The organism is Crateriforma spongiae, assembly GCF_012290005.1.
In the GTDB taxonomy this organism is placed as follows: domain Bacteria; phylum Planctomycetota; class Planctomycetia; order Pirellulales; family Pirellulaceae; genus Crateriforma; species Crateriforma spongiae.
Genome location: NZ_JAAXMS010000002.1, coordinates 984,269 through 1,005,592 on the forward strand (window position 1 = coordinate 984,269; position 21,324 = coordinate 1,005,592).

14 protein-coding genes are annotated in these 21,324 nt (G+C 59.4%); 3 read left to right on the forward strand and 11 right to left on the reverse strand.

Features of this window, described 5'->3' with window-relative positions; genetic code table 11:
- Positions 1-27 precede the first annotated feature (27 nt).
- From HFP54_RS07720 to HFP54_RS07745, 6 genes are all read right to left on the reverse strand, one after another.
- Positions 28-1,845 carry a sulfatase-like hydrolase/transferase gene (locus tag HFP54_RS07720; RefSeq protein WP_168564635.1) on the reverse strand — a complete coding sequence of 606 codons (1,818 nt, stop codon included), beginning with the start codon at positions 1,843-1,845 and terminating at the stop codon, positions 28-30.
- Positions 1,846-1,949: 104 nt separating this feature from the next.
- Positions 1,950-2,876, reverse strand: coding sequence for a sugar phosphate isomerase/epimerase family protein (locus HFP54_RS07725; protein WP_146410174.1), 927 nt, complete (start codon positions 2,874-2,876; stop codon positions 1,950-1,952).
- 293 nt (positions 2,877-3,169) lie between these two features.
- Positions 3,170-4,111 (reverse strand): cysteine peptidase family C39 domain-containing protein, encoded by a 942-nt coding sequence (locus HFP54_RS07730; protein ID WP_168564636.1) that lies wholly within the window; start codon positions 4,109-4,111, stop codon positions 3,170-3,172.
- Positions 4,112-4,766: 655 nt separating this feature from the next.
- The gene (locus tag HFP54_RS07735) at positions 4,767-5,717 is read right to left on the reverse strand and encodes a 3-keto-disaccharide hydrolase (protein WP_197135589.1); all 951 of its coding nucleotides are present in this window, start codon (positions 5,715-5,717) and stop codon (positions 4,767-4,769) included.
- On the reverse strand, positions 5,698-7,056 hold the full coding sequence (locus HFP54_RS07740; RefSeq protein WP_168564637.1) for a dihydroorotase: 1,359 nt from the start codon (positions 7,054-7,056) through the stop codon (positions 5,698-5,700). The genes HFP54_RS07735 and HFP54_RS07740 overlap by 20 nt, the downstream gene beginning before the upstream one ends.
- 64 nt (positions 7,057-7,120) lie before the next feature.
- Entirely contained in the window at positions 7,121-10,642 is a 3,522-nt protein-coding gene (locus tag HFP54_RS07745; RefSeq protein ID WP_168564638.1) for a hypothetical protein, read from the reverse strand.
- 333 nt (positions 10,643-10,975) lie between these two features.
- On the opposite strand from HFP54_RS07745, the gene HFP54_RS07750 reads away from it, so the two are divergent.
- Entirely contained in the window at positions 10,976-12,121 is a 1,146-nt protein-coding gene (locus HFP54_RS07750) for a helix-turn-helix domain-containing protein (RefSeq protein ID WP_146410170.1), read from the forward strand.
- Between the two features lie 50 nt (positions 12,122-12,171).
- On the opposite strand, the gene HFP54_RS07755 is transcribed toward HFP54_RS07750, so the two are convergent.
- Positions 12,172-14,322, reverse strand: coding sequence for a prolyl oligopeptidase family serine peptidase (locus HFP54_RS07755; protein ID WP_168564639.1), 2,151 nt, complete (start codon positions 14,320-14,322; stop codon positions 12,172-12,174).
- On the reverse strand, positions 14,322-15,050 hold the full coding sequence (gene hisA / locus HFP54_RS07760; protein ID WP_146414087.1) for a 1-(5-phosphoribosyl)-5-[(5-phosphoribosylamino)methylideneamino]imidazole-4-carboxamide isomerase: 729 nt from the start codon (positions 15,048-15,050) through the stop codon (positions 14,322-14,324). The genes HFP54_RS07755 and hisA overlap by 1 nt, the downstream gene beginning before the upstream one ends.
- Positions 15,051-15,311: 261 nt before the next feature.
- On the opposite strand from hisA, the gene HFP54_RS07765 reads away from it, so the two are divergent.
- On the forward strand, positions 15,312-16,877 hold the full coding sequence (locus tag HFP54_RS07765; RefSeq protein ID WP_168564640.1) for a cryptochrome/photolyase family protein: 1,566 nt from the start codon (positions 15,312-15,314) through the stop codon (positions 16,875-16,877).
- Between the two features lie 37 nt (positions 16,878-16,914).
- Here HFP54_RS07765 and HFP54_RS07770 read toward each other — a convergent pair whose 3' ends face one another.
- The 3 genes from HFP54_RS07770 to HFP54_RS07780 form a co-directional block, all read right to left on the reverse strand.
- Positions 16,915-18,156, reverse strand: a complete 1,242-nt coding sequence (locus HFP54_RS07770; RefSeq protein WP_146410167.1) for a Glu/Leu/Phe/Val family dehydrogenase — start codon at positions 18,154-18,156, stop codon at positions 16,915-16,917.
- A 235-nt stretch (positions 18,157-18,391) separates the two neighbouring features.
- A complete protein-coding gene (locus HFP54_RS07775; RefSeq protein ID WP_168564641.1) occupies positions 18,392-19,984 on the reverse strand; it encodes a DUF4332 domain-containing protein in 1,593 nt (530 codons plus the stop codon).
- A 46-nt stretch (positions 19,985-20,030) separates the two neighbouring features.
- Positions 20,031-20,333 (reverse strand): hypothetical protein, encoded by a 303-nt coding sequence (locus HFP54_RS07780; protein ID WP_145304208.1) that lies wholly within the window; start codon positions 20,331-20,333, stop codon positions 20,031-20,033.
- 281 nt (positions 20,334-20,614) lie between these two features.
- On the opposite strand from HFP54_RS07780, the gene HFP54_RS07785 reads away from it, so the two are divergent.
- On the forward strand, positions 20,615-21,280 hold the full coding sequence (locus HFP54_RS07785) for a sigma-70 family RNA polymerase sigma factor (protein ID WP_168564642.1): 666 nt from the start codon (positions 20,615-20,617) through the stop codon (positions 21,278-21,280).
- The last annotated feature ends 44 nt before the right edge of the window (positions 21,281-21,324 follow it).

Below are 21,324 nucleotides of genomic sequence, written 5' to 3' on the forward strand. Positions count from 1 at the left end.
CGTTGCCGGCGGCAATCACGCGTCAGGTCACGGCGACAATCGTTCCAACATCATCAACCGAAACTCGATCGCTTGGTCGCCTGGAATCTCGGTCGCGTGCAGCGAAAGCTTTTGGGGCCCCGCCTGCAGATCGATTTCCCCGACCGGGAGATCGGCCCACCGCTTCACGTAGCCTTCCTGACGCGGAAACAAGTCTTCATCGGCGCCGATCAGGGGCACATCGTTGGGCTTCTGCACGACGGCGGAAACGCTCGCCCCACGCGCCGTCAGTTTCAGACGCGTGCCGACCGACGATGCCGGGCAAGCGTACTTGATCATGACCTTATAACGCCCCGCTTCCGCAACATGAACATCCCAGTCGATCGTTTCGTCCGTGGATGTCCAGTTTCCAAAGAACGTGCAATTGGGAAATCTGTTGGACCGCTGAATATCGCCGGTGCTGTTCGCATCACGTGCGGGCAACTGCGTCAGTGCCATGTCGGGATGGCCGATGATGAACGGTCGCGATTCGGGGTCAATCGCATTGCTTGCCAAGGTCGATTCGGTGGCCCGGCGTAACGCGTCGGAAAGCTCTGATGCAACCTGCGGTAACTGCTGAGCCAAATCGACGTCTTCGACCGGATCCGATTGGATATCGAACAATTGGCCGGTGCTGTGATAGCGATACTGGCTGGACCGCACGCTGGCCTTGTTCTTCCACCATGAAAACAACAACCGATCGTCCGATGATTGCGGTGAATCACCGGTTAGTACGGCGACTTGGGAAACACCGTCGATTTTGTGGGCGTTCATTCCATCATGATTCGCCGCGAATCGCTGGCGGTCTTGTTCGCTAATTCCCGCCAACTGCATCAGCGTGGGCATCAAATCGATCGCCCCCATGACCTGATTGACTTCCGTACCTGCGTCGATCTTGGCCGGATACCGGACCGTACATGGTGACCGCAATCCGCCTTCGTTGACCGACCCTTTGCGACCACGAAGCCCCGCGTTCCAGCGTGCCTTGTTTGGACCGTTGTCACTGAAATAGATCACGATCGTTTCATCGGCGATGCCCTGTTCGTCCAGGCACTTCAGGACACGTCCGACGTTGTCGTCGATGTTGGCCACCATCGCCAACGCGGCGCGGGTGAAGTCTTTGTTTTCCTGTTTCGCGTTGTTGGGATCCGGATCGCTCGTGATGTCACGGTTTCGATACTGTTGCCAGTATTCGTCCGGCGCCTGCATGGGTGAATGCGGCGTGTTGTACGGCAGATAGACAAAAAACGGCTGATCCCCGCTTTGACGTATGAAGTCGATCGCGTGATTGGTCAAATCATCAACGATGAACCCCTCGCCTTCGACCAAACGCCCGTTGTGTTCCAACATCGGCGAGTGGTAGTTGCCCCAATGTCCGCTGCAAAAACCATAGAAATCATCGAACCCACGAGAATTCGGATGATAGGGTGCCTGCATTCCGTTGTGCCATTTGCCATAGGCGGCGGTTCGATAACCGGCATCGCGAAACAGATCAGCCACGGTGACTTCATCCGTATTCATTCGCTCGCCACCGGACGAAGTACTGGTCACTCCCATGCGTGTGTGATAGCGACCGGTCAGAAACTCGGCTCGTGTCGGTGAACAGACGGCACACACATAGAAGTGCTGAAGCCGCGCCCCGTCACGTGCCAGTGAATCGATGTTGGGCGTTTGAAAGTTGGGATTTCCGGTCCAGCTAAGGTCACCGAACCCCTGATCGTCGGCCAGGATCACGACCACGTTGGGACGATCGTCGGCCGGCAAATTGCCAACGCCTTTGACCAAAACAAAAAGCACCAACGTTGCGAAGCGATGAATTTTCAGCATGCTTGGATTCCTATCAATCGATCGTGCGAGCGACGCACACAGCGGGCCGCACACTGTGCAGGGTGGGCCGATGGTTTTCAATGCAAGGGAAAAAGAAAACGCCGTCAAATACCGGCGTCGGTCATCCAGCGATCAAGCGTCGCCAAGTCATCGCGTATCGCATCGATATGTTTGGGGACCAATGCCGGATCGGCATGGTCCAAGTATTCTTCGTGCAATGAAATCGGTCCGCTGAAATCGGAATCGGCCAGCATCTTGAAGAACGCGGGATCGACCATGCCCTGCCCCAACGGAACATTGATCACTTTCGTGCCGTCCCAATCAAAGTCTTTGACATACACCGTATCGATGTGGGGCCGAATCAGTTGGAACGTCAACGGCCAACTGGTTCCACCTTCCACAGTGGCGTGACGAATGTCGTAGGCGACGGCCAAGTCTTTCGGATCGATGCCGTTCAAGATGTACCGTAGATCCCACAACGGTGCGCCCATCGTGTTGCGTCCGGCATGGTTCTGGTACAGACCACAAATCCCCAGCCGCTCATTCAATTCCGCCAAGTCAATCAGTTTCTGTTTCCACTGGTCCAACTGTGGCACGATCGGCTTGGACAAATCGTATTTGAAGTAACCCAGTCGATAGCGACGCACACCCAGGTCGGCGGCGACTTTCAACAGTTCACGATTGGTGGCGTCATCGGCGTTGTTGATGGCCGACGTCAGCACGGTGATTTCCAAATCACGTTTCTGTAGTGCTTTCACCAGCTTGGGCAGCTTCTGGGCAGCGTCCTTCGGTTCGACATGACCGCGTGGTCGGACCGGTGCTTCCAATCCATCGAACCCCAGATCGGCGACGCGAGCCGCCAAGTCGTCAAACGAAAGCGATGTCAGCGGCTTGGTGAATACACACAGGGGAATCGATCGCTTGGCGGGCCGGTCGGGCGATTGTGCCGACGCACGGTGGGGCTTGGGCATTGCCGCCGCCAACGTCATCGCGGCGGAGGAAACCAAAAAAGTGCGGCGTTGCGCTTTCATGATGATCCGATCAAAGAATCCAGCCGATCGACGCGCACAGCGTCTGCCGACGACGGCGGGAAATTTGGCTGAAAGGGAGGTGGGGGAAGGATGCACAGGCGGATTGGCCCGAATACGCCATCCACGATACTGAACGCCCCCAGCATAAACGCGCGGACGTTCCGGTGGGGATTGGGAGTGCAATCGGGTCAATCTGCGCCGCCACAGACGACACGAACGATCGCCCGCCGAACATCGATGCAGGCCGCGGCAACGAATGTCACCTGGCGGCCAAAAGAAGGGCCCACGACGTCTTAGCGCGGCTGGTCAGACGTCGAATCCGACACCATCGCTTCAAAACGTTTGCCCGCGACCGCACGATAGCGTGATCGAACCGAATGATCGGGGACCAGACAAATCGCTTCGCCCGTGAATCGCTTCTGCATCTGAGCATCGGTCCAGCTGACCAAGCCAATCGCCGGATCTCCGATCAGCCACAAACCATCGTCGGTTCGCCCCAACACGGTGATGGCATGACGCTCCTGTGACGCCCCGAACCATCGGCTTAGCGAACCGTCGGAATCTTCCACCCCAAGTCGCACGATCGCCACGTTGGGAACCTGGCCTCGATGAATCCACTGTCGCGAGTCGGGGGATGCCGGCTGAGGCTTCAGCCCTGCGTGGGCACTGGCCAATGTCAGACCACGGTACAAACCCAGCGGTTCGGTTCCCCAGCGGCTGGTGAAACAGGTCGCCATCAAGTCCTTTTCGCTGGACCGAATGTCATGTTCGGACAGCAACGTCGCAGCCGAAGCCGGACCACAAGTCGATGGATGCGATTGCAGACAAACACCGCGTCGCCACCCGATCCAGTCTTCGTCCAGCACCGTCGCCGGCGCGATCCAGGGGCGGGCAAAGGGGCCGACCCAAAAACAGCCCGCCAGGATCCACAACAACCCGACCGTCGCCGGACGATGCCAGCGATGCAGCCCTGGTGTGGCCGTCGCCAACCCCGCGGTGAAGCACAGAATCGCAGGCATCCAGTTGGCCCAAAAAATTGCCTCGGCACTGGGCAGAATCACCGCCCACAGCAAACGGCCGCTCAAAACCCAAGCCGCAACGAGTGCCAGCACCACCACCATCGAAAACAGCAGGGGCGAAACCTGATTCTGGCGTCCCAGACGCCGTCCGGCCGCCCAGCCGCCTAGACCGAGACCGGCTGCCGCAAATAGGGCGGCTATCGTCTCCAAGGTCATGACACGGCTCCTCCAACAGGTGGTAACTACACTCCGTCTTCTTTGTGAATTTTTCGCAAAGATTTAGGCCATTCTACGTGAATAATGATCGGAATTCCATCCAAGTTTAGCTCACGAGAAATGCAGTGCCGGAGATGAAATCCGACTGTTTCTGTGACCTAAAGTCTCAAAAATGGACAATGGAGGAAGAATACCGACCATTAATTCGCCAGTCCACGTCATTTGAGCCTCTAAACCGCTCGCAATCGTGGATGCGACCTTCTTGACGCTTGCCGACGCAAATCACGCGCCTGGCATGAAATTTTTTTGAAGAAACGTCCCGGGCCGCTGGGCCCCCAGTCCTCCCAGACTCTCTATACCTCACAAAACGGAGGCGAGACTGGGGTCCGGATCTGACAAGTCGGATGGCCGCCGCGAAGCAAAGCAGTGCTTGCCAGCCGGGTCAGCATTCCCGGCCGGGCTCGAATGCCGATTTGCGAGACGGCGCGGCGTGAAAAATGCGGCAGAGCGCCGGCAAAGCCGCTTGGTAAACGCGGCGAAAGAATTGCCTTGAAATCAGGCGGCTGCATTGGGCTCGGCCCGACTGCTTCGGACCGAGCGGGTTCTGGTCAATTCAGATCTGGACTAATTTGCGTGACCCAAATGAGGCGATGATTCAGTCCAGCGGCAACAGCTTGATGTTCTTGAACCGGACCACCATCGCGGGGCCACGGTGCAGCTGCAGGGCGATCACACCCGACTTGGCGGCTTTGTCGGACTGATGGTCGATCGTCTCGCTGACCTTCGCACCATTGATGTAGTGGATCAAATGATTTCCGTCGGCGACCACGCGGAACTCGTTCCATTTTCCGGGATGGATCCCGGCGGCTAATGCTTGGGAATCTGCAAACGTCTCCGGCGTCTTCTTGCCGTCTGCACCGATGGTCACCTTGGTCCCGCGCAAGGTCAGGATGCCGCGTGCTTTTTCCTCGTACAGGATGCCGGCGAACTTGTTGGCAAAATCGATGTCGGCCTGGTAACCCGAAACGACGAACTTGTCTTGGTCGATCACGCGGCTGCGATACTGGATCCCTGAATTGCCGCTTTCGATCTTGAACATCAGGACCAATTGGAAATTCGAAGGCTGTCCGTCTTTCCAGACCAAGAACGTGTTGCCGTCGATCGGATCGTCTTCACTGGTGCGTCCCACGATCGCACCGTCTTCGACCGACCAAAGATCATCGCGGCCTTCCCAGCCGTCCAAGTCTTTGCCATTGAACAGAATCACCGGCTGAGTGATCGTTTGGTCATCAGCACCCGCGGCAACATCGTCCGCATCGACGGATGCCGAGAGTCCAATCAAGGTGCAAACACAGAACAGAGCGCAGCGACGCAGGAGGGCCAACATATTGATCAGTCCACAAGATGGGGAGAGAAATTCGTGGGGCGGGAAGACAACGAACTGACGTCGAACCGATGCAAATGCGACGGTGTCGAATTCATTTCGCCCCCACAGCTTAGCTGAAACGGTGGCACGATCGGCGCCGGTTCCGTTGCTTTGGCCGGTGTCAACAATCTCGGCCAGGTTCGCACCAAAGTCGGGAAACCTAGCGGGGCCCGATTCCATCGGTCGTGGCCCAGAACCCGCCGCGGGCGTGATCGAACAGCGGTTTTTGTCCACGGTGATTCACGTCGAAGCCGTCACGCCGGCTCCAAACACGGTGCCCCGCGACGAAGGTTGCGATCGGCCAACCGGTCGTCGTTACGCCATGCCAGGGACTCCACCGCGACTTGGTGTGCTGGTGCTGATCCAGAATGGTTTGGGACAGTGCCATGTCCACCAAGACCAGGTCCGCATCGTAACCGTTTTCGATTCGACCTTTCCCCGTAATGCCCCAAACCCGTGCCGGTGCGTCGCACATCCAGGAAGCGACGTCGGTCAAACGACAGCGGTCTTGGCTGACTTGGTTCAACATCAACGCCAAACTGTTTTCGACGGCGGGCAAGCCGCTGGGTGATTTCGGATAGGCGACCGATTTTTCATCCAACGTGTGCGGCGCGTGATCGGTGGCGATGACTTGGACATCACCATCCAACAATGCTTTCCACAACCCGTCATTGTCGGCGGCCGTTTTGATCGACGGATTCATTTGAATCCGTGTTCCCAGTCGCTGGTAATCGTCGACGTTGAAAAACAAATGATGCGGGCAGACTTCCGCAGTGATCCACGGTTGTTGACCGCGAATCAGTGGTACTTCCGCCGCAGTCGATACGTGCAGAACGTGAAAGCGATGCTGATGACGAACCGACAAGTCGATCGAACGTCGCGTGGCGATCAACGCGGCCGATTCATCACGAATCCGTGAATGGTCGCGGACATCCGTCGTGTCGGCGTACTTGGCACGGTTGGCATTGACCGTCGATTCGTCTTCGCAGTGCGCACAAATCGGCAGATCGGTTTCGGCGAAAATCCGTTCCAGTGCCTCCTGTTGATCGACCAACAGATTGCCCGTGCTGCTGCCGATGAAAATCTTGATGCCGGGAAAGTTGGCGTCCGACGCGGCTTTCAGTTCATCAACATTGTCCGGCGTGGCACCGATGTAAAAGCCGTAATTGACCAGCGACTTTTCGGCTGCCAACGCTTCTTTGGCTCGGATGCCGTCACAGGTCACCGCGGGCGGCACCGTGTTGGGCATTTCCAGGAATGTCGTCACACCGCCCGCCGCGCAAGCGCGCGACGCGGTCGCCAAGTCTTCCTTATGGGTCAGCCCGGGGTCGCGAAAATGGACTTGGTCATCCACAACACCGGGCATCAGATGCAGCCCCTTGGCGTCGACGATTTCATCGGCCGCGGCATCCGGTGACGCATCGGTATCGGCGATGCGGCCGTCGCGAACCAACACGTTGCAAGTTCGAACGCCGTCCGGAAAGACGACTTGAGATCCGCGAATCAGCAGGCTGGACATGGCGATCAAGAAAAATCAGCGTGAAAGGGGCAAGCGGTTGCGGGGCTTCGACTGACCGCGCAGCTTATCGCCCCGCGCCGGATCGGCCAACGCCGCGGCGGAACGCCTCGAAGGCTTCACGAAACGCTGCCGGGGGCCGCGAACGTTCACCGGAATCACGCAACCCGCGATCGATCACGCCGTCCTGGCGACCACCGGAACGCACGGTATCGGATTGTCGAAGCCCCAGGCTGCGAAGCGCATCTTCGAACTCATCAAGCTGGCCCGGCTGTCCGGCCTGATCGGCCATGTCGCGCATCTGTGACCAGCGCTGGCGGAAACGTTCCAGGTCGTCGGCGGTCCAATTCAACTGTTGCAGTAGTTCCTTGTCCGGCTGGTCCTTGGTCCTTTCCAGATAGTCCAACACGAGATCCGTCGCCTGTTTGGCATAGTCCAGATCGACCGGATCCGGTGGCGTGGCCGGGGGCGATGCCGTGTCCGATGTCGCACTGGTTGCCGAATCTCGACCAGAACTTGACGACGCGGTCCCCTGCGTCCCGGCTTCATCGTTGGCGGCCGACGATTCGCTGGCACCGCCGGGGCTGGGCGATCCGGCCGCATCGGTTGGGGATCCCGGATCGCCCGGCATCGACGGTTCGCCGGCATCGTCTTGTCCGGCCGGGTTTGAATCCGTTGGATGGTTCTCCGGTGACGTGGATTCTGCTGTACCTGCATCCTGGGGTGCAGATGTTCCGTCGGTGCCGGCATCAGGTGCGTCGCCCGTCTCATCGCCGGAAGTTTCACTGGCGGCGTCGCCGGTGGATTCGTCGCCGGCGGTTGGCCCCTGCGATCCCGATGGCGGATCATTTGGGGGTTTTCCCGAGTCGGCGGTTCCCGTTTGTGGCGACTCTTGATCGGACGAGGACTCGGCGATCGATTCATCGCCCGGTTCGTTTGACGGTGAGACACCGGAGGATTCCTCGGTTGCGTCGCGAGTGGTGGTCGATTCTTCGTTCTGCTGATTCGAACCACCCGCCCCCTGGTTCGGCGACGACGGATCGTTTTGGTCGGATTGCGATTGGTTGCCGGAACCACCCGAGTCCTGGTTTTGCTTCAAGAATTCTTGAATCCGCTCGAACGCATCGCCGTCGTGACTGGGCGGCGTGTCCGGTGTTGCGTCCGGATCCGGTTGTCCGCCGGAGCGTTGCCCTTCCGAATTCGCCAAACGACCGTCGCCACCCGAATCCTCCGGTGCATTCGATGGTTCGCCGGTGTCACCATCGCTGCCGGATGTCGCCGCTTCATCGACACTGGACGAATCCCCCGGTGCTTCATCACGATCCGTCCCCTGCCCCGTTCCGGCCTGGGGATTTTGATCCGCGTTCTGGTCGCCGCCGGATCCCCCTTGCTCTGCGCCGGCTTGACCGGACTCGGGATCCGCCGCACCACCGCCCTTTCCTGCGGTCGATTCGCCGGGGTCGGATTCGCCGGGGTCGGATTCGCTCGTCCCATCGCTGTCGTCGCCCGCGTTGTCGGAACGATTTCCGCCGGAACTGTCACCGCCGGAACGGGCATCGCCCGAATCGCCTTCGCCGGAATCTTGCGCTGACGAATCTTCGCCGCCGTCACTGGAGCCATCCTGGGGTTCTCCGTCGCCGTTTGGGTCGGATGGGGCATCTTCGCCCGCATCGGAATCGCCCCCACCATTGGCCCCGGTGGAACCTTGCCCCTCTTGGTCTCCAGCACCCTGTCCATCACCGCCTTCGTTTGCGCCATCACTGTCGCCATCGCCTTCGGTATCATCCGATGATTCGTCGCCGCCGGACGATGCGTCGCTTTGGGCCGATGATGACTGGTCACTTGATGGTTCCGGACGAGACATACCATCATCGCCCGCCGGTGTGTTGTCCGACCGCGGCTCCGGTTCAACCCAGCGCAACTCCACGGGATCAGTGACATTTTCGTTGGGGCGGATTTGATCGTCGGTAACGCTGTACCGATTGTCGGTAGCGATCGCGCGAATCCGAACGACATCGCCAGCATTCAAACGCATCCGATCGGCGCGGACGGCGAATTCTGCGATTTGGTTGCCGGTCTTCCCCGCCATCGACGGATGCATCAAGTCGGACGTTGGTGGAGCTTGCCACAGCATGCGTGGTGGAACCGGCCGACCGTTGACGTCGATCAGCAACCGCACTTGGTTCAATCCAAAGTCGGGATCACTTGCGTGGACTTCAATCACCTGCTGGGCATCCAGCGGGATTTCTTTGGGACTTTGCGTCGGCACGACGATGGTGACATCCGGCTTCAAGTCCGCGACGCATTCGATCGGGTACACAATCGGATCGGGATTCGATTGATCGTCCTGATCCCAAATGCGGACACGGTAGGACGTGGGATTCGTGTCGGTATCGGATCGGCGAAGCACAAATTCGGTTTCCCAGGTCCCATCGTCTTCCGCCGAACCCGCGGGCTTCATCGCAAACGATCGACCGGTCGCAACCACGCGATCACCGACCGAGGCGGGGTTGGTTTGCACGACGGCTTTGCGCAGCGGTCGATTGCCCCGCACACGAATGCGAACCTTGGTCCCATCGACGGCGCGAATCGGTCCCGATGACTGTCGCCAAGATTCAATCCCGGTGTATTCCGGAGGCGTCAGTTCAATCGATTCCAAGCTGACCACCGGCACATCGCGTGGCGTCAAACGGTAAGCACGCGTGGACGCGTCCCCGGCGTCGATGCGATAGTCGGCATGCTGGCTTCGTCCGGGCGGCAAAACGACGACGGTTTCGAAACGCTGGCTTCCCGATTCGGCCGGTTCCTCCGACAGTCGCATGGGCAAGGATTGCCGCGAATCGCCCTGGTGGATGTGACACACAACCGTGTCGTCATCGCGAAGCCCGGATAGATCAACACGGATGGCGACCGGGCGTCCCACCATGACGGTCTCATCGGCGGGGAAAACTTGACCGATGCGAACACGTGTCGGACGTTGAATGTCGGACCACGGCAGCAACAGACGTTGGGTGGATTGCCAACTGCTTTTTGGACTGGCCGCCCAGTACACCAACACGGCAAGCACGGCAGCCAACGCGAGCAACCAAAAACGCAACAGCCCGGTCACTTCGCTGGGCAACGCATCGACTTTCTGCAGCACCGTTGCCGATCGGACGGCCAAACCGCGAATGACCGATGCGCGGATTCCTTTGGCATCTCCCTCGCGACGCAAGGTGATGTAACTGGTCAGGGCTTGGCGTAGCTGGGGGTGATCTCGCTCGATCGCCGCGGCGGCATAGGCCGGATCGATCTGTTGAGACCACAGCGGAAATCCGCGCCGGTACAACCAGAACGCCGTTCCGGCGATCCCGAGGATCCAGAAGAACAACCGCCCGGCCACCCCGGTATCGGCCACCCAATGGTCGACCACCAGCCAAGTCAGCCAGACCCCGACGCCCCACAGAACGACAGCCAGAACACAGCGGGTCGCGTCGGTCCGCCACAGCGCCGCGCGAACATCACCGATCCAGCGGTCGACAATCTCCGATGCAGGCATCCCGCCGGTGCCGGCGGACGAACCGAGTGCATTGGATGGGGTACGTGTCATGCGTGACGGCAAGAAAAGGGAATGGCTGATATTCGGGTGTCGCGAAGGTGGCTGTGATCCAACAACACCGGTACCAAGCCCGACGGCTCGACCACCGCGTTTCGCATCACCGCAGATCGTCCCCAAAGGTGGGGAACTTCTTGACTTTATTCTAGCTTGCCGTCATCACCCGCCCGGTACCCCCGTTTCGGTTAGAACTTGGAAACTCACAGCTGGGGGGACAGCAGAAACCGAATTCCCGGGTAAACTAGTGCCGTGATGGGAGGGCAAGAGCCACATGACTGGGTGCCCCCGATCCAAACCCGTCAACTTTTCTAGTCGATCGATCGCTTTATGAGATACGCATTCAGGCTGGCCGAACTGCTCGGACACACTCCGGACCGCCGTAAACGCCCCGGAACGATCAAATCCATCGTTGAACACACCGGGCTGGACCGACACCAGGTCGCTTCGCTGTTGAAGAACGAAGCGAAATACATCCCGCTGGAAGCACTTTCGCGTCTGTGCGATTACCTGATCGATCACGGCTATGCCACCGCCGAACAACTGCCGGGCGCCCTTTTCGCCGTCAACGCGGAAAACTTTTGGGAATTGCTGGCCCGTCGCGGCGAAATCGAAATCGTCGTCGGTGTGCGTCAGGCGGACGGCAACGATTCGCCCGAAGGTGCGATGGTCGTCGCCAGTGACAGCGTTCTGGTCGGCGAACTGCTCAACGGCGTCAGCACCCTGGGCGGCAGTGCCAAGCATCAAGCGGGGGCCGAAGGCAACGCCGAAACCGAAAAAGAAGTCTTGATGCCCGATCGCCTGCAACAAACGCTGGTTTGGAGCCCCGGTCAGGTGTCGCTGGAAGACGCCCGTGCCCGTGCGACCGAGGTCTTCGAAAGCTTCGTTAATGCCCAGGGCGACCGCGGATTGGTCTGTATCGGTAGCGTGAAATCCAATCCGGTCGTCGAATTGATGATGAGCGACCTGTTCGGGTGCACCCCGTTTGTTACCGAAGACGACATCGACGATGCGTCGGCACGAAGTTGCCCGTTTTACCTACGCTACCGCGACAGCGACCCCAAACCCGATGGGGCCAGTGCGGGAACCCGGCTAAGCAAGAACGAAGACGCCCCGGAACCCGGGTTCTACTTCGAAAAAGACGACGGGTCCTGGGAATACGCCGGCGGCAAAGACCAAGATACGGCGCTGGTGTTTTACGTCTTTCGCGAAGCCTTGGGCCGACTGGACATGGTGCTGAGCGGGTTTTCCGGTCGGGCCACCCGCTTGCTGGCCAAAACGCTGGCGATCCGCGGTGAAGAATTTTGGCCGCCCGTGTATCACCGCGGCGGGACTCAAATCGGCGCCTATTTGGTGACCTACGAAAACACTGACGGCAAACCCAGCCGCGACGATCTGCTGTACAACCCCGGCGGTGCGGCAACCATTCTGCCGCTGCCGACCGAAGCGATCGCTCGACGTCTGGCGCGACGCTAGACGCGGTCAGTTTCAGGCCCCGTCGCGAACACCGACGCGACGGCCGACTTCTAAGGTGCCAATTGCCAGGATTCGTCGAAGAATCCTTCGGCGGCAATGGGTGCGGGCAAAATGGAATCGTCAAACCCGGGTCGAATTTCGCCGATCGCCCAATCGGGCAACATCGCAATCTGCCGTGAATTGCTGTTGTTGGAAAACGTTCGGAACGTCAGCCCGCTGTTGACGACCACATAGCGATCCGGATTCAACGGGTTGGGATAGCAAAGAATCGCGACGTGATTCGACGCGTCGAACGTCCTATCGCCCACCGAAATTCGATCGCGGTTCCATCCGATCGGCAATCGTCCGCTGATTTTCCGCAGCACCGTGTTGCTGCCGTAATCACCGAAGCAGATCAGATTGCAATCGCGAATCATGTCATCGGTGACGTCGGTGTCTTGCACCACCGGCATTTCGCCACGCATGATTTCCCGCCATCGGCGCTGCGCCGTCCGGATTTCACGATCGATCCATCGCTGGACCGGCCCGTGTTTGGCCGGCCGACTGGGCAAAACCATCACGAATTTTTCAGTCAGCGCGTCGTCGATCGGCCCCTGCAGCCCCGGACTTTTGCGAAGCACACCAGGGTTCGGCTGCCCCTGTTTCCATTGGCCACCGGTACGCCACAGCGACGCTTGGAACCCCGGTTCGGACGACTCATCGACCAGGGGCATAACGCGATCGTCGACTTCCGCGATCAACACCTGCATCGGTCGGCCGACGACGGAACGAATCTGCGCCCACGAATCGGCATCCCAGTCGATCTGCATCGCCGTCACGCCGTCCGTGTTGATGACCAACCGCGGAACGTCCACGTCTTCGGTTCGCCAGTCGGTACGAACCACCGATTTGTCCCAGTGTTTTTGCAAACCAGTCACTGTCAGGAATCCGGCTCGGTTGTACCGCAGGGTATAGGTCGTCCAATCCAGTTTGGCCGGCGGCAGCCCCGATTCGGTCTGCTTGGTCGGATCGGCCCATTTGGCCAACTGTGATTCGATCTGCTGCATCGATGCTGGATCGATTTTGTGCCCCATGCCGGCACCGATGACATAGGGCCACTGAAAGCCCATCGCTTTGCATGCCTGGGCGACGCGATCGGCCGCCTGTTTCTGCTTGTCCACTTCACCGCTGTACGCGATCACATGAGTGTTGCGAAGGTTGCCGGCCCAGGGCAGCACGTCGTACCAATTCAGCAACTGACGACGCGCCGGGGTCAATTCGAAAGGCGGCTGATCCCCCCAACCTTGATAGACCAGTGTGTCGACGAACCCGGCGCCGGGGCTGGCGGCAAACCACCGCGTCGAATCGTGAACGGCGAAGTGCCAGCAACCGGCACCGCCCATCGAGAATCCGCGAATTGCGATTCGATCCGTATCGATGTGGACCAAACGCTCGGCCGCCTCGATCGCTTCGTAAACGTCGGTTTCACCGGCAAACTTGAACGCATTGCAGTGGCGGCCAAAAGGATGCAACACGAATGCATCACGCGGCAATGCCTGCCCCGGTTTGTCCATCCGTTCAATCAGAAACGGTATCTCCGTTTTTGTGTCGCCGCGTCCATGCAACCAAACGTCCATCCGATGCCCGTCTTGCTGCGAATCCGCTGCATCGAGAAAACCCGCCGGCACGACGATGCCAAAGGGTTGAACGGTTCCGTCGATCCGGCTGACAAATCCACCGACCAGCGGCTGCGGCTGTTCGCTGCGGGACGGTTTCCAGCCCAACAAACGCAATCCGCGATCCCCGGATGCCGCCGCATCCAGCCGACGCTGTGCTTCGTTCAACAGACGATCCGCCGCGTCGACCTGATTGGGCTTGAAGAACAGATTTTGGGTCAACGCCAGATCCACCGCACGGATCAGCACCGACACGTGGGGCCGCCAATCCACATCGGATGATTCGGCGTCTGCCGCTCGGTCGCCGGCAGACTGTGTTTTGGACAGCCGTGACCGAAGACTCTGGGCGCGTGACGCCAATGAATCACGCCGCGCCGGATCGATCGCGATCCCGGCCGGCGGCAACGATTTGTAGGTCGGCTTTTTGGTGGTGGATGACGCTTTGTCTTGGGCGTTGCCAACAGTGGCGGCCAGCAGCATCACCACGCAGGACAAACACCAGGCCAAGGGTGGCATCTGTGGCCGAATCTGGCAGCACTTCATCATCAGTCGTCTTTCGCCAATCGCAGGACATCGGGCAATTCGATCGCACCATCGTAAAGCGCCCGGCCGACGATCGCCGCCGGCATCCCCAATTCAGTCAGCCGTGACACGTCGTCCAGCGTGGTCACGCCGCCGCTGGCAACCAGCGGAATGTCGGTCGCCTCGGCCATGGCGACCAGTCCGTCAAAGTTGGGCCCCTGCATCATGCCGTCGCGGGCGATATCGGTGTAAATGATCGCCGCGATGTTGGCGGTGCGGCCACGCAGATCTTTGGCCAAGTCGATCGCCGGCGTGCTGCTGGTTTCCAACCAACCGTCGGTTGCCACCATGCCGTCGCGGGCATCGATTCCGGCCGCCAAACGTCCCGGAAACCGGTCACACGCACCGGCAAACCAGTCGGGTTTCTTCAGCGCCGCCGATCCGACGACCAAACGGCTGACACCGATTGCCATCAAGGCATCGATCGCCTGGTCGTCTCGCACGCCACCACCCATCTGACACGGCAACCCGGTTTCGCGAATGATCCGAGAAACGGCGTCACGATTGGCGGTCGGGTCATCGCCGCGGGCGGCATCCAAGTCGACCAGGTGTAAGCGTCGTGCCCCCAGTTCTTTCCAGCGGAGTGCGAATTCGACGGGATCGTCGCCGAACACGGTTTGACGGTCATAGTCACCCTGGCGAAGCCGCACGGGCTTGCCATGACGCAAATCGATGGCGGGCCAAATTTCCAAGGGATTCACTCGTTTGCTGTCGATATGGATCGCGTTGGGCCCGTCGGACCGACCTGACATCTGGCAACCGAAACGCGAGGCTGACAGCATAAATGGCTGCCCCGTGGAAACAACCAAGCCTCCGGTTCGTCGCGGCCAGTTGCCGGCGGTCGACACTAACCCACGGCATCACCACGGATCGACGATCGCACGTCCGCCAACCGCGACCCTGCTGAGCACGATCGTCCCCGACATTTCAAAATACTGGTAAAGCAGCGCAGCGTGTCCGATATCCGCAATCTTGTGATCGTCCTTGGCGACCAACTGAACCACGACAGCGCCGCGTTGGACGATTTCGACAACCAGCGTGACCGCGTGTGGATGGCCGAAAACCAGGAAGAAGCGACCCACGTTTGGTGCCACAAATTCCGGCTGGTCGCTTTCTTTGCACCCATGCGCCACTTCCGTGATGAACTGGACGAAAAGGGGCGGCAAGTGCTCTACCACGCACTGCCCACCGATGGTCGAAAAGCAAGAGCCAGCAGCTTCGCCAGTCTGCTGACCACGACGCTGAACGAACACGACGTCCAAAAGATGATCGTCGTTCATCCAGGCGATCACAGGGTGCTGGAATCACTGAAAACCGTCGCTGACGAACAAAACGTTACACTGGAGATTCGTGACGACCGGCATTTCTACTGCACGATCGACCAGTTTCGTGACTGGGCCGATGGCCGAAACAGCCTGGTGCTGGAAACGTTCTATCGCCACATGCGGAAACAACACGACGTGTTGATGGACGGCGGTGATCCGGTTTCCGGTGTGTGGAACCACGACAAGGAAAACCGAGGAACGTTTGGCAAGTCCGGCCCCAGCGATGTTCCCCACACTCATCACTTTCGCCCCGATGACGTCACCCAAGACGTGATCGACATGGTGAACCAACGCTTTGACGATCATCCGGGAAAGGTCGATGCGTCGTCCTTTGATCTGCCCGTGACACGATCCGAAGCGTTGACACTGCTGCGTGAGTTCATCAAACACCGTTTGATTCACTTTGGTGATTACCAGGACGCGATGTGGTCGGATCAAAAGTACTTGTATCATTCGCGGTTGTCCCACGCGATCAACCTGCATTTGCTAAGCCCACGCGAAGTGGTCGACAAAGCCATCGCGGCATTCGACAGCGGTGAGGCACCGATCAACAGCGTGGAAGGCTTCGTGCGTCAAATCTTGGGCTGGCGTGAATTTGTTCGCGGCATCTACTGGACCCACATGCCGGACTATCAAGACCGCAATGCCCTGCAATGCGACGACGATCAGGACGTTCCGTCGTTCTTCTGGGATGGCAAAACTGACATGGCATGCGTGGCCGATGCGATGCGTTTGCTGATCGAAACGGGGTATGCCCACCACATCCAACGCTTGATGGTGCTGGGACTGTTCGCCCAGTTGTACGGGACGCATCCCGCAAAGTTTCACCAGTGGCACATGGCGATGTACAACGACGCGGTCGACTGGGTCAGCTTGCCCAACGCGCTTGGCATGTCACAGTGGGGTGACGGTGGGTTGATGGCAACCAAGCCGTACTGCGCCAGCGGCAAATACATCAAACGCATGGGAAATTACTGCAAAGAATGCCGATTCAACCCCGACGAAGCGACCGGTGACGACGCTTGTCCGTTCACGACGCTGTACTGGGACTTCTTGGACCGTCACCAACAACAGTTCAAGAACAACACACGGATGACGATGCAACTAAAGAATCTGCAGCGGAAAGACTCCTCGCAAATGAACGCGATCCGCGACCGGGCACAAAAAATTCGTCGCGACGAACTGGATCTGTAACAAACCGCCGGTGCCTTGATTCACCCGACAGCTGCGATCACCATCCGCCGCCCAGTTCGGTTGCCCGTTGGACGCGTTCGATGCCGATCATGAACGCAGCGGTCCGCAGCGGGATTTTCAGTTGCTGGGCCCGTTGCCAGACTTCTTCAAACGCCTCGCTCATCGTGTGATCCAGTTCCTGGCGAACGCGATCGAGGGACCATCGATAGTGTTGACGATTCTGAACCCATTCGAAATAGCTGACCGTCACGCCACCGGCGTTGGCCAAAATGTCGGGCAACACGACCGTGCCCCGATCATGCAATTTCTTGTCGGCGACCGGATAGATCGGGCCGTTGGCCGCTTCGATGATGACCGGTGCGGAAACCGAGTCCACGTTGTCGTCGGTGATCACGCCACCGAGTGCCGCTGGGATCAGCACCGTCGCATCACTCAGTGACAACAGCGAATCCATGGGCAGGTGTTTGGCGTGCTCGAATCCTTCCAACAATCCGTTGGGATGATGAAATTTATGGCGGATCAGCTCCGGCACGTTCAACCCATCTTCCTGATAATAGGTGCCCGAAATATCACTGACCGCGATGATGGGAAACTGCGCGTCGTGCAAGAACTTCGCCGCGTGCGATCCCACATTGCCGAAACCTTGAATCGCAACCTTGGTATCTTCCGGTTTGCGGCCGAGCCGTTTCATCAGTTTGACCGTCAAGATACCCACACCACGGCCGGTGGCTTCTTCGCGACCACGTGCGCCGTATTCTTCCACCGGTTTGCCCGTGATCACCGCGGGATTGAAACCGTGGTACTTTTCCCACTGGTTTCGGAACCAAGACATCACTTGGTGATTGGTGCCCATGTCGGGCGCGGGGATATCCGTATCCGGACCGACGACATCGTGAATGCGGTCGACAAAGACGCGAGTCAGCTTTTCCAATTCACGCGACGTCAGCGTTGACGGATCCACATCGATCCCACCTTTGGCACCGCCGTAGGGCAAATTGACGACGGCCGTCTTCCAAGTCATCAAACTGGCCAGCGCACGCGTTTCATCCAAGTCGACTTCATGGTGATAACGCAGCCCGCCCTTCATCGGGCCACGGCTGTTGTCGTGTTGGACTCGAAAGCCGACGAAGTTTGCCAGGCACCCGTCTTCGCGTTCCAGCGTGACTTGGACCTGCAACTCACGACGTGGCAACAACAGCGTTTCGCGCAAACCACAAGGCAAATCCAAATGGTCGGCCGCCTGGTGGAAATACTTCTGGGTGGCTTCGGAGGCGTGCATGTTGATTCCGGTTGTGACAGATGGCGGCGCGTGGGATGACGGGTCGGATTCGAAAAGCGTCCAGTCCTGCGATCCGACGTTACCAGACCGCCGGCGACGGAGCGGTAAAAACGCATCGGGCCTCGGACGATCGATTTCGCCAAGTGATTCAATGGCTGTCCGGCCCTTTTCCCCACCCAAACCCTACCTTGTAAACCGACGATGTGCCGAGCGGTTCACAACGCCGGTCGGGCGTTTATGCGGCGCGTCGACGCGGTTTCTGTGGAAGCTGTGTCCACTGGGTCACCCGCTGAATCGACGGCGGTGAACCACCACGCAAGTAGCGTCGGCCGGCACTGGTGGCGGCAAAGGCTTCGATTTCCCGATGCAATTCGGACGCGTCCGCACCGGCGATATCCCGCATCGTGACATAGCCTGCACCGACCAACAGCTGGATTTCACGAGCCAGCATCTTTGGCATCTCGCACATCAGCGACGCCTGGTGTTGCCAGGTTCGGATCGTGTCGGCAGTCATCCACCGCGTTGCCAAGCGACCAGCCAGTTCCTCCGGTGACTTGGCAAGAAACTGGGCCACCGTTTGGACGCCGATTTCGGCGAAGCGATGAGCGGTTTTCGGACCGATCGACGGCGCATCGACCAGGTCGTCGCCGGCGTGCAAGCTGGGCGTGGAATTCTCCGAAGCTTCACGCGGTTGCCGACCGGCCTGTTCGGCGGCAACGGTTTGATCGGAATCGGCGGTGCGTGTGGTGTCGTTTGCTTCCGAACGATTGGCGGGGAACGGGATGGTCGACGGCGCGGCGGCGGATTGCCCGGCCGATGACTTGGCGGATTCGGTGGTGATCGTTTCGTCGATCGCGACAGCCGTCTGTTTCGATTCCGCCTGTGCGATTCGACGTTGTTTCCAGATCTGTTCGTCGCGGCGGATCCGCATCACCCGGTCGACGATATCGATTTCGGCGGGCAGGTTTTCCAGGACTTGCCCGGTGCGTGTGAATTCACTGATCAGCGCCGACACCGCATCCTGTTCGTCGCGATCGGCGATGCGTTTGATCCACCACTTGGCGGGTGTTTGAATTGCCGCCATCACGGCCGAAAGCGACAGGTTGGCCTTCGGGATCGGTTGCCCCAGTGCCAATTCGGTTTCCAGCGCCATTCGCTCCAGGGCTCGGGCCCAACCGGTGATGGCAATTCCGAACAAATCCGCCAGCACGTCCCGGGTCGGATCATCCAGACCGGCCGGCGGATCCTTGGCACCCAAATCCAGACGATAAGAATCAACCAGCGTGTTGTAGCGACGATGTGCAAACTTGGCCGCGTGCAAGATCGCTTCGCCCAGCCACTGGGGGCCTTCGGAAAGCTGAAAAACGACGCGTGATTCGTCACGCAGCCAGCGTCGATAGATGTCTTCGTAGGAAAGCGTGATCGACCATTCGATCGGACGATGCAGCACTTTTTCACGTGCGGTTTGCGCGGTGTGCAACGGCTGGATCGGGTCGGTGAAGTAGTGGCTGATCACCCCGGCGGCATGGGCCGCGTCGGAATAACGCCCATCCCTGACATATCGGAACATGCGGTCGTACCACTGGTGTGCCACACGCGGTGCGCCGCCCCAATAACCGTCTTCGACGTGAACCACATGGTTTTGAAAGTCGCGAAACCGTGTGTCGGGATCTTTCGCGCCGGTCAAATAGCGACCGTGATGCTTCAGCAACCAACCGGCCAACCGCTTGCCAGCAGCCGTCTGTACCAGCGGCAGCGCATCCAGGGCGAAGAAGTGGTGCGTGCTGCGGCAATGGGCGGCGCGCAAAATCGTCAACAGAAGGCTCATCGAAAGACCCGACTTTTCAAACCCGGCCTTTGCCGGCGGCGTGAAACTATGCAGCGGTACGCTTGCGGGCGATCACCGCGTTGACGTCGATCCCATAGACCGCCGCACGACGCGACAAACCGCGGACGAACGCGTCACGGCCGCCGGGAACCGAATCCGCCGAATCCCAACGCCGGGTGAACGCATCGACCGACAGCAATCGCAGCGGCCAGTGCCCTCGCGGCGGTTTTTCATCACCGAACATCGCGATCAAACGATGCCCGTGATCGGCTCGCGCGATCGCGGCGTACACGGAGTACAAATCACCACAGTTCAATCCGTTCAGGTTTTGTAGTGGACCGATCGCCATAACAGGCATCCTTTTGTGTCAAGCGAAGGCAGTTCGGTGGGACAACAGCGGTAAAGCGGTTGTGCCATTTGCCGCACGGCAAAGGCAAGACGGATTTCCGCCCGGCGGATCCGAATTTTCTCGTGGGGATCCGCCCGACCAGACCGGCGGCCGTGGACAGCGCCGGCCATTGCCCGAAGTCGACGAAAACGGATGAAATATCGTCACCACCGCGTCGGCGATCACCTCGCTGGTGGGTCTGCAATTTGCAAGGGGCTATGCTGTCAGTAGGAGAACCTTTGATGGCAAAATCGATTTGGCCCAGCGATGACAAAACCGACGTGCTGTTGGACGCAGCACGCGAGGGCGATTCGCGCGCGGTCAATCAGCTGCTTGACCGCCACCGCAAGCCGATTCGGCGGCTGATCGAACTGCGGCTGGACCGCAAAGTCCAGCGACGTGTCGACGTCAGCGACGTGGTCCAAGAAGTCTTGGTGGAGGCGTCTGGACGGCTGGAAAACTATTTGACCGACCCGTCGATGGCGTTCCATTTGTGGTTACGCCAGATCGCCTGGGATCACATTATCGACACCTATCGGCGGCACCGCGTCAGCGCCAAACGCAACATGGACCGCGAACAGCCGTTGGCCGTCGGTCCGACCGGCGGCGACGAATCGTCGATGGACCTGGCGGTCCAGCTTTGCGACCCCAAGATGACACCGGCGGCGATCGCGACGCAGCGTGAGATCGCCGAATTGGTGGAAAAAGCGATCCACCGGCTGGATGAAAACGACCGCGAAGTGATCCTGATGCGTCACTACGAACACTTGTCGAATCTGGAAATCGCCGAAGTCTTGAAATTGAACCCGCCGGCGGCCAGCATGCGCTACCTGCGGGCGGTCCGGCGTCTGCGACAGTTGTTGCAAGACGACCAGGCGACCGAAGACCTGAACCAGGCTGACACGTGAATCGCCAAGCCGACCGGGACGCCGCCCAGGATCGGCCCGACAAC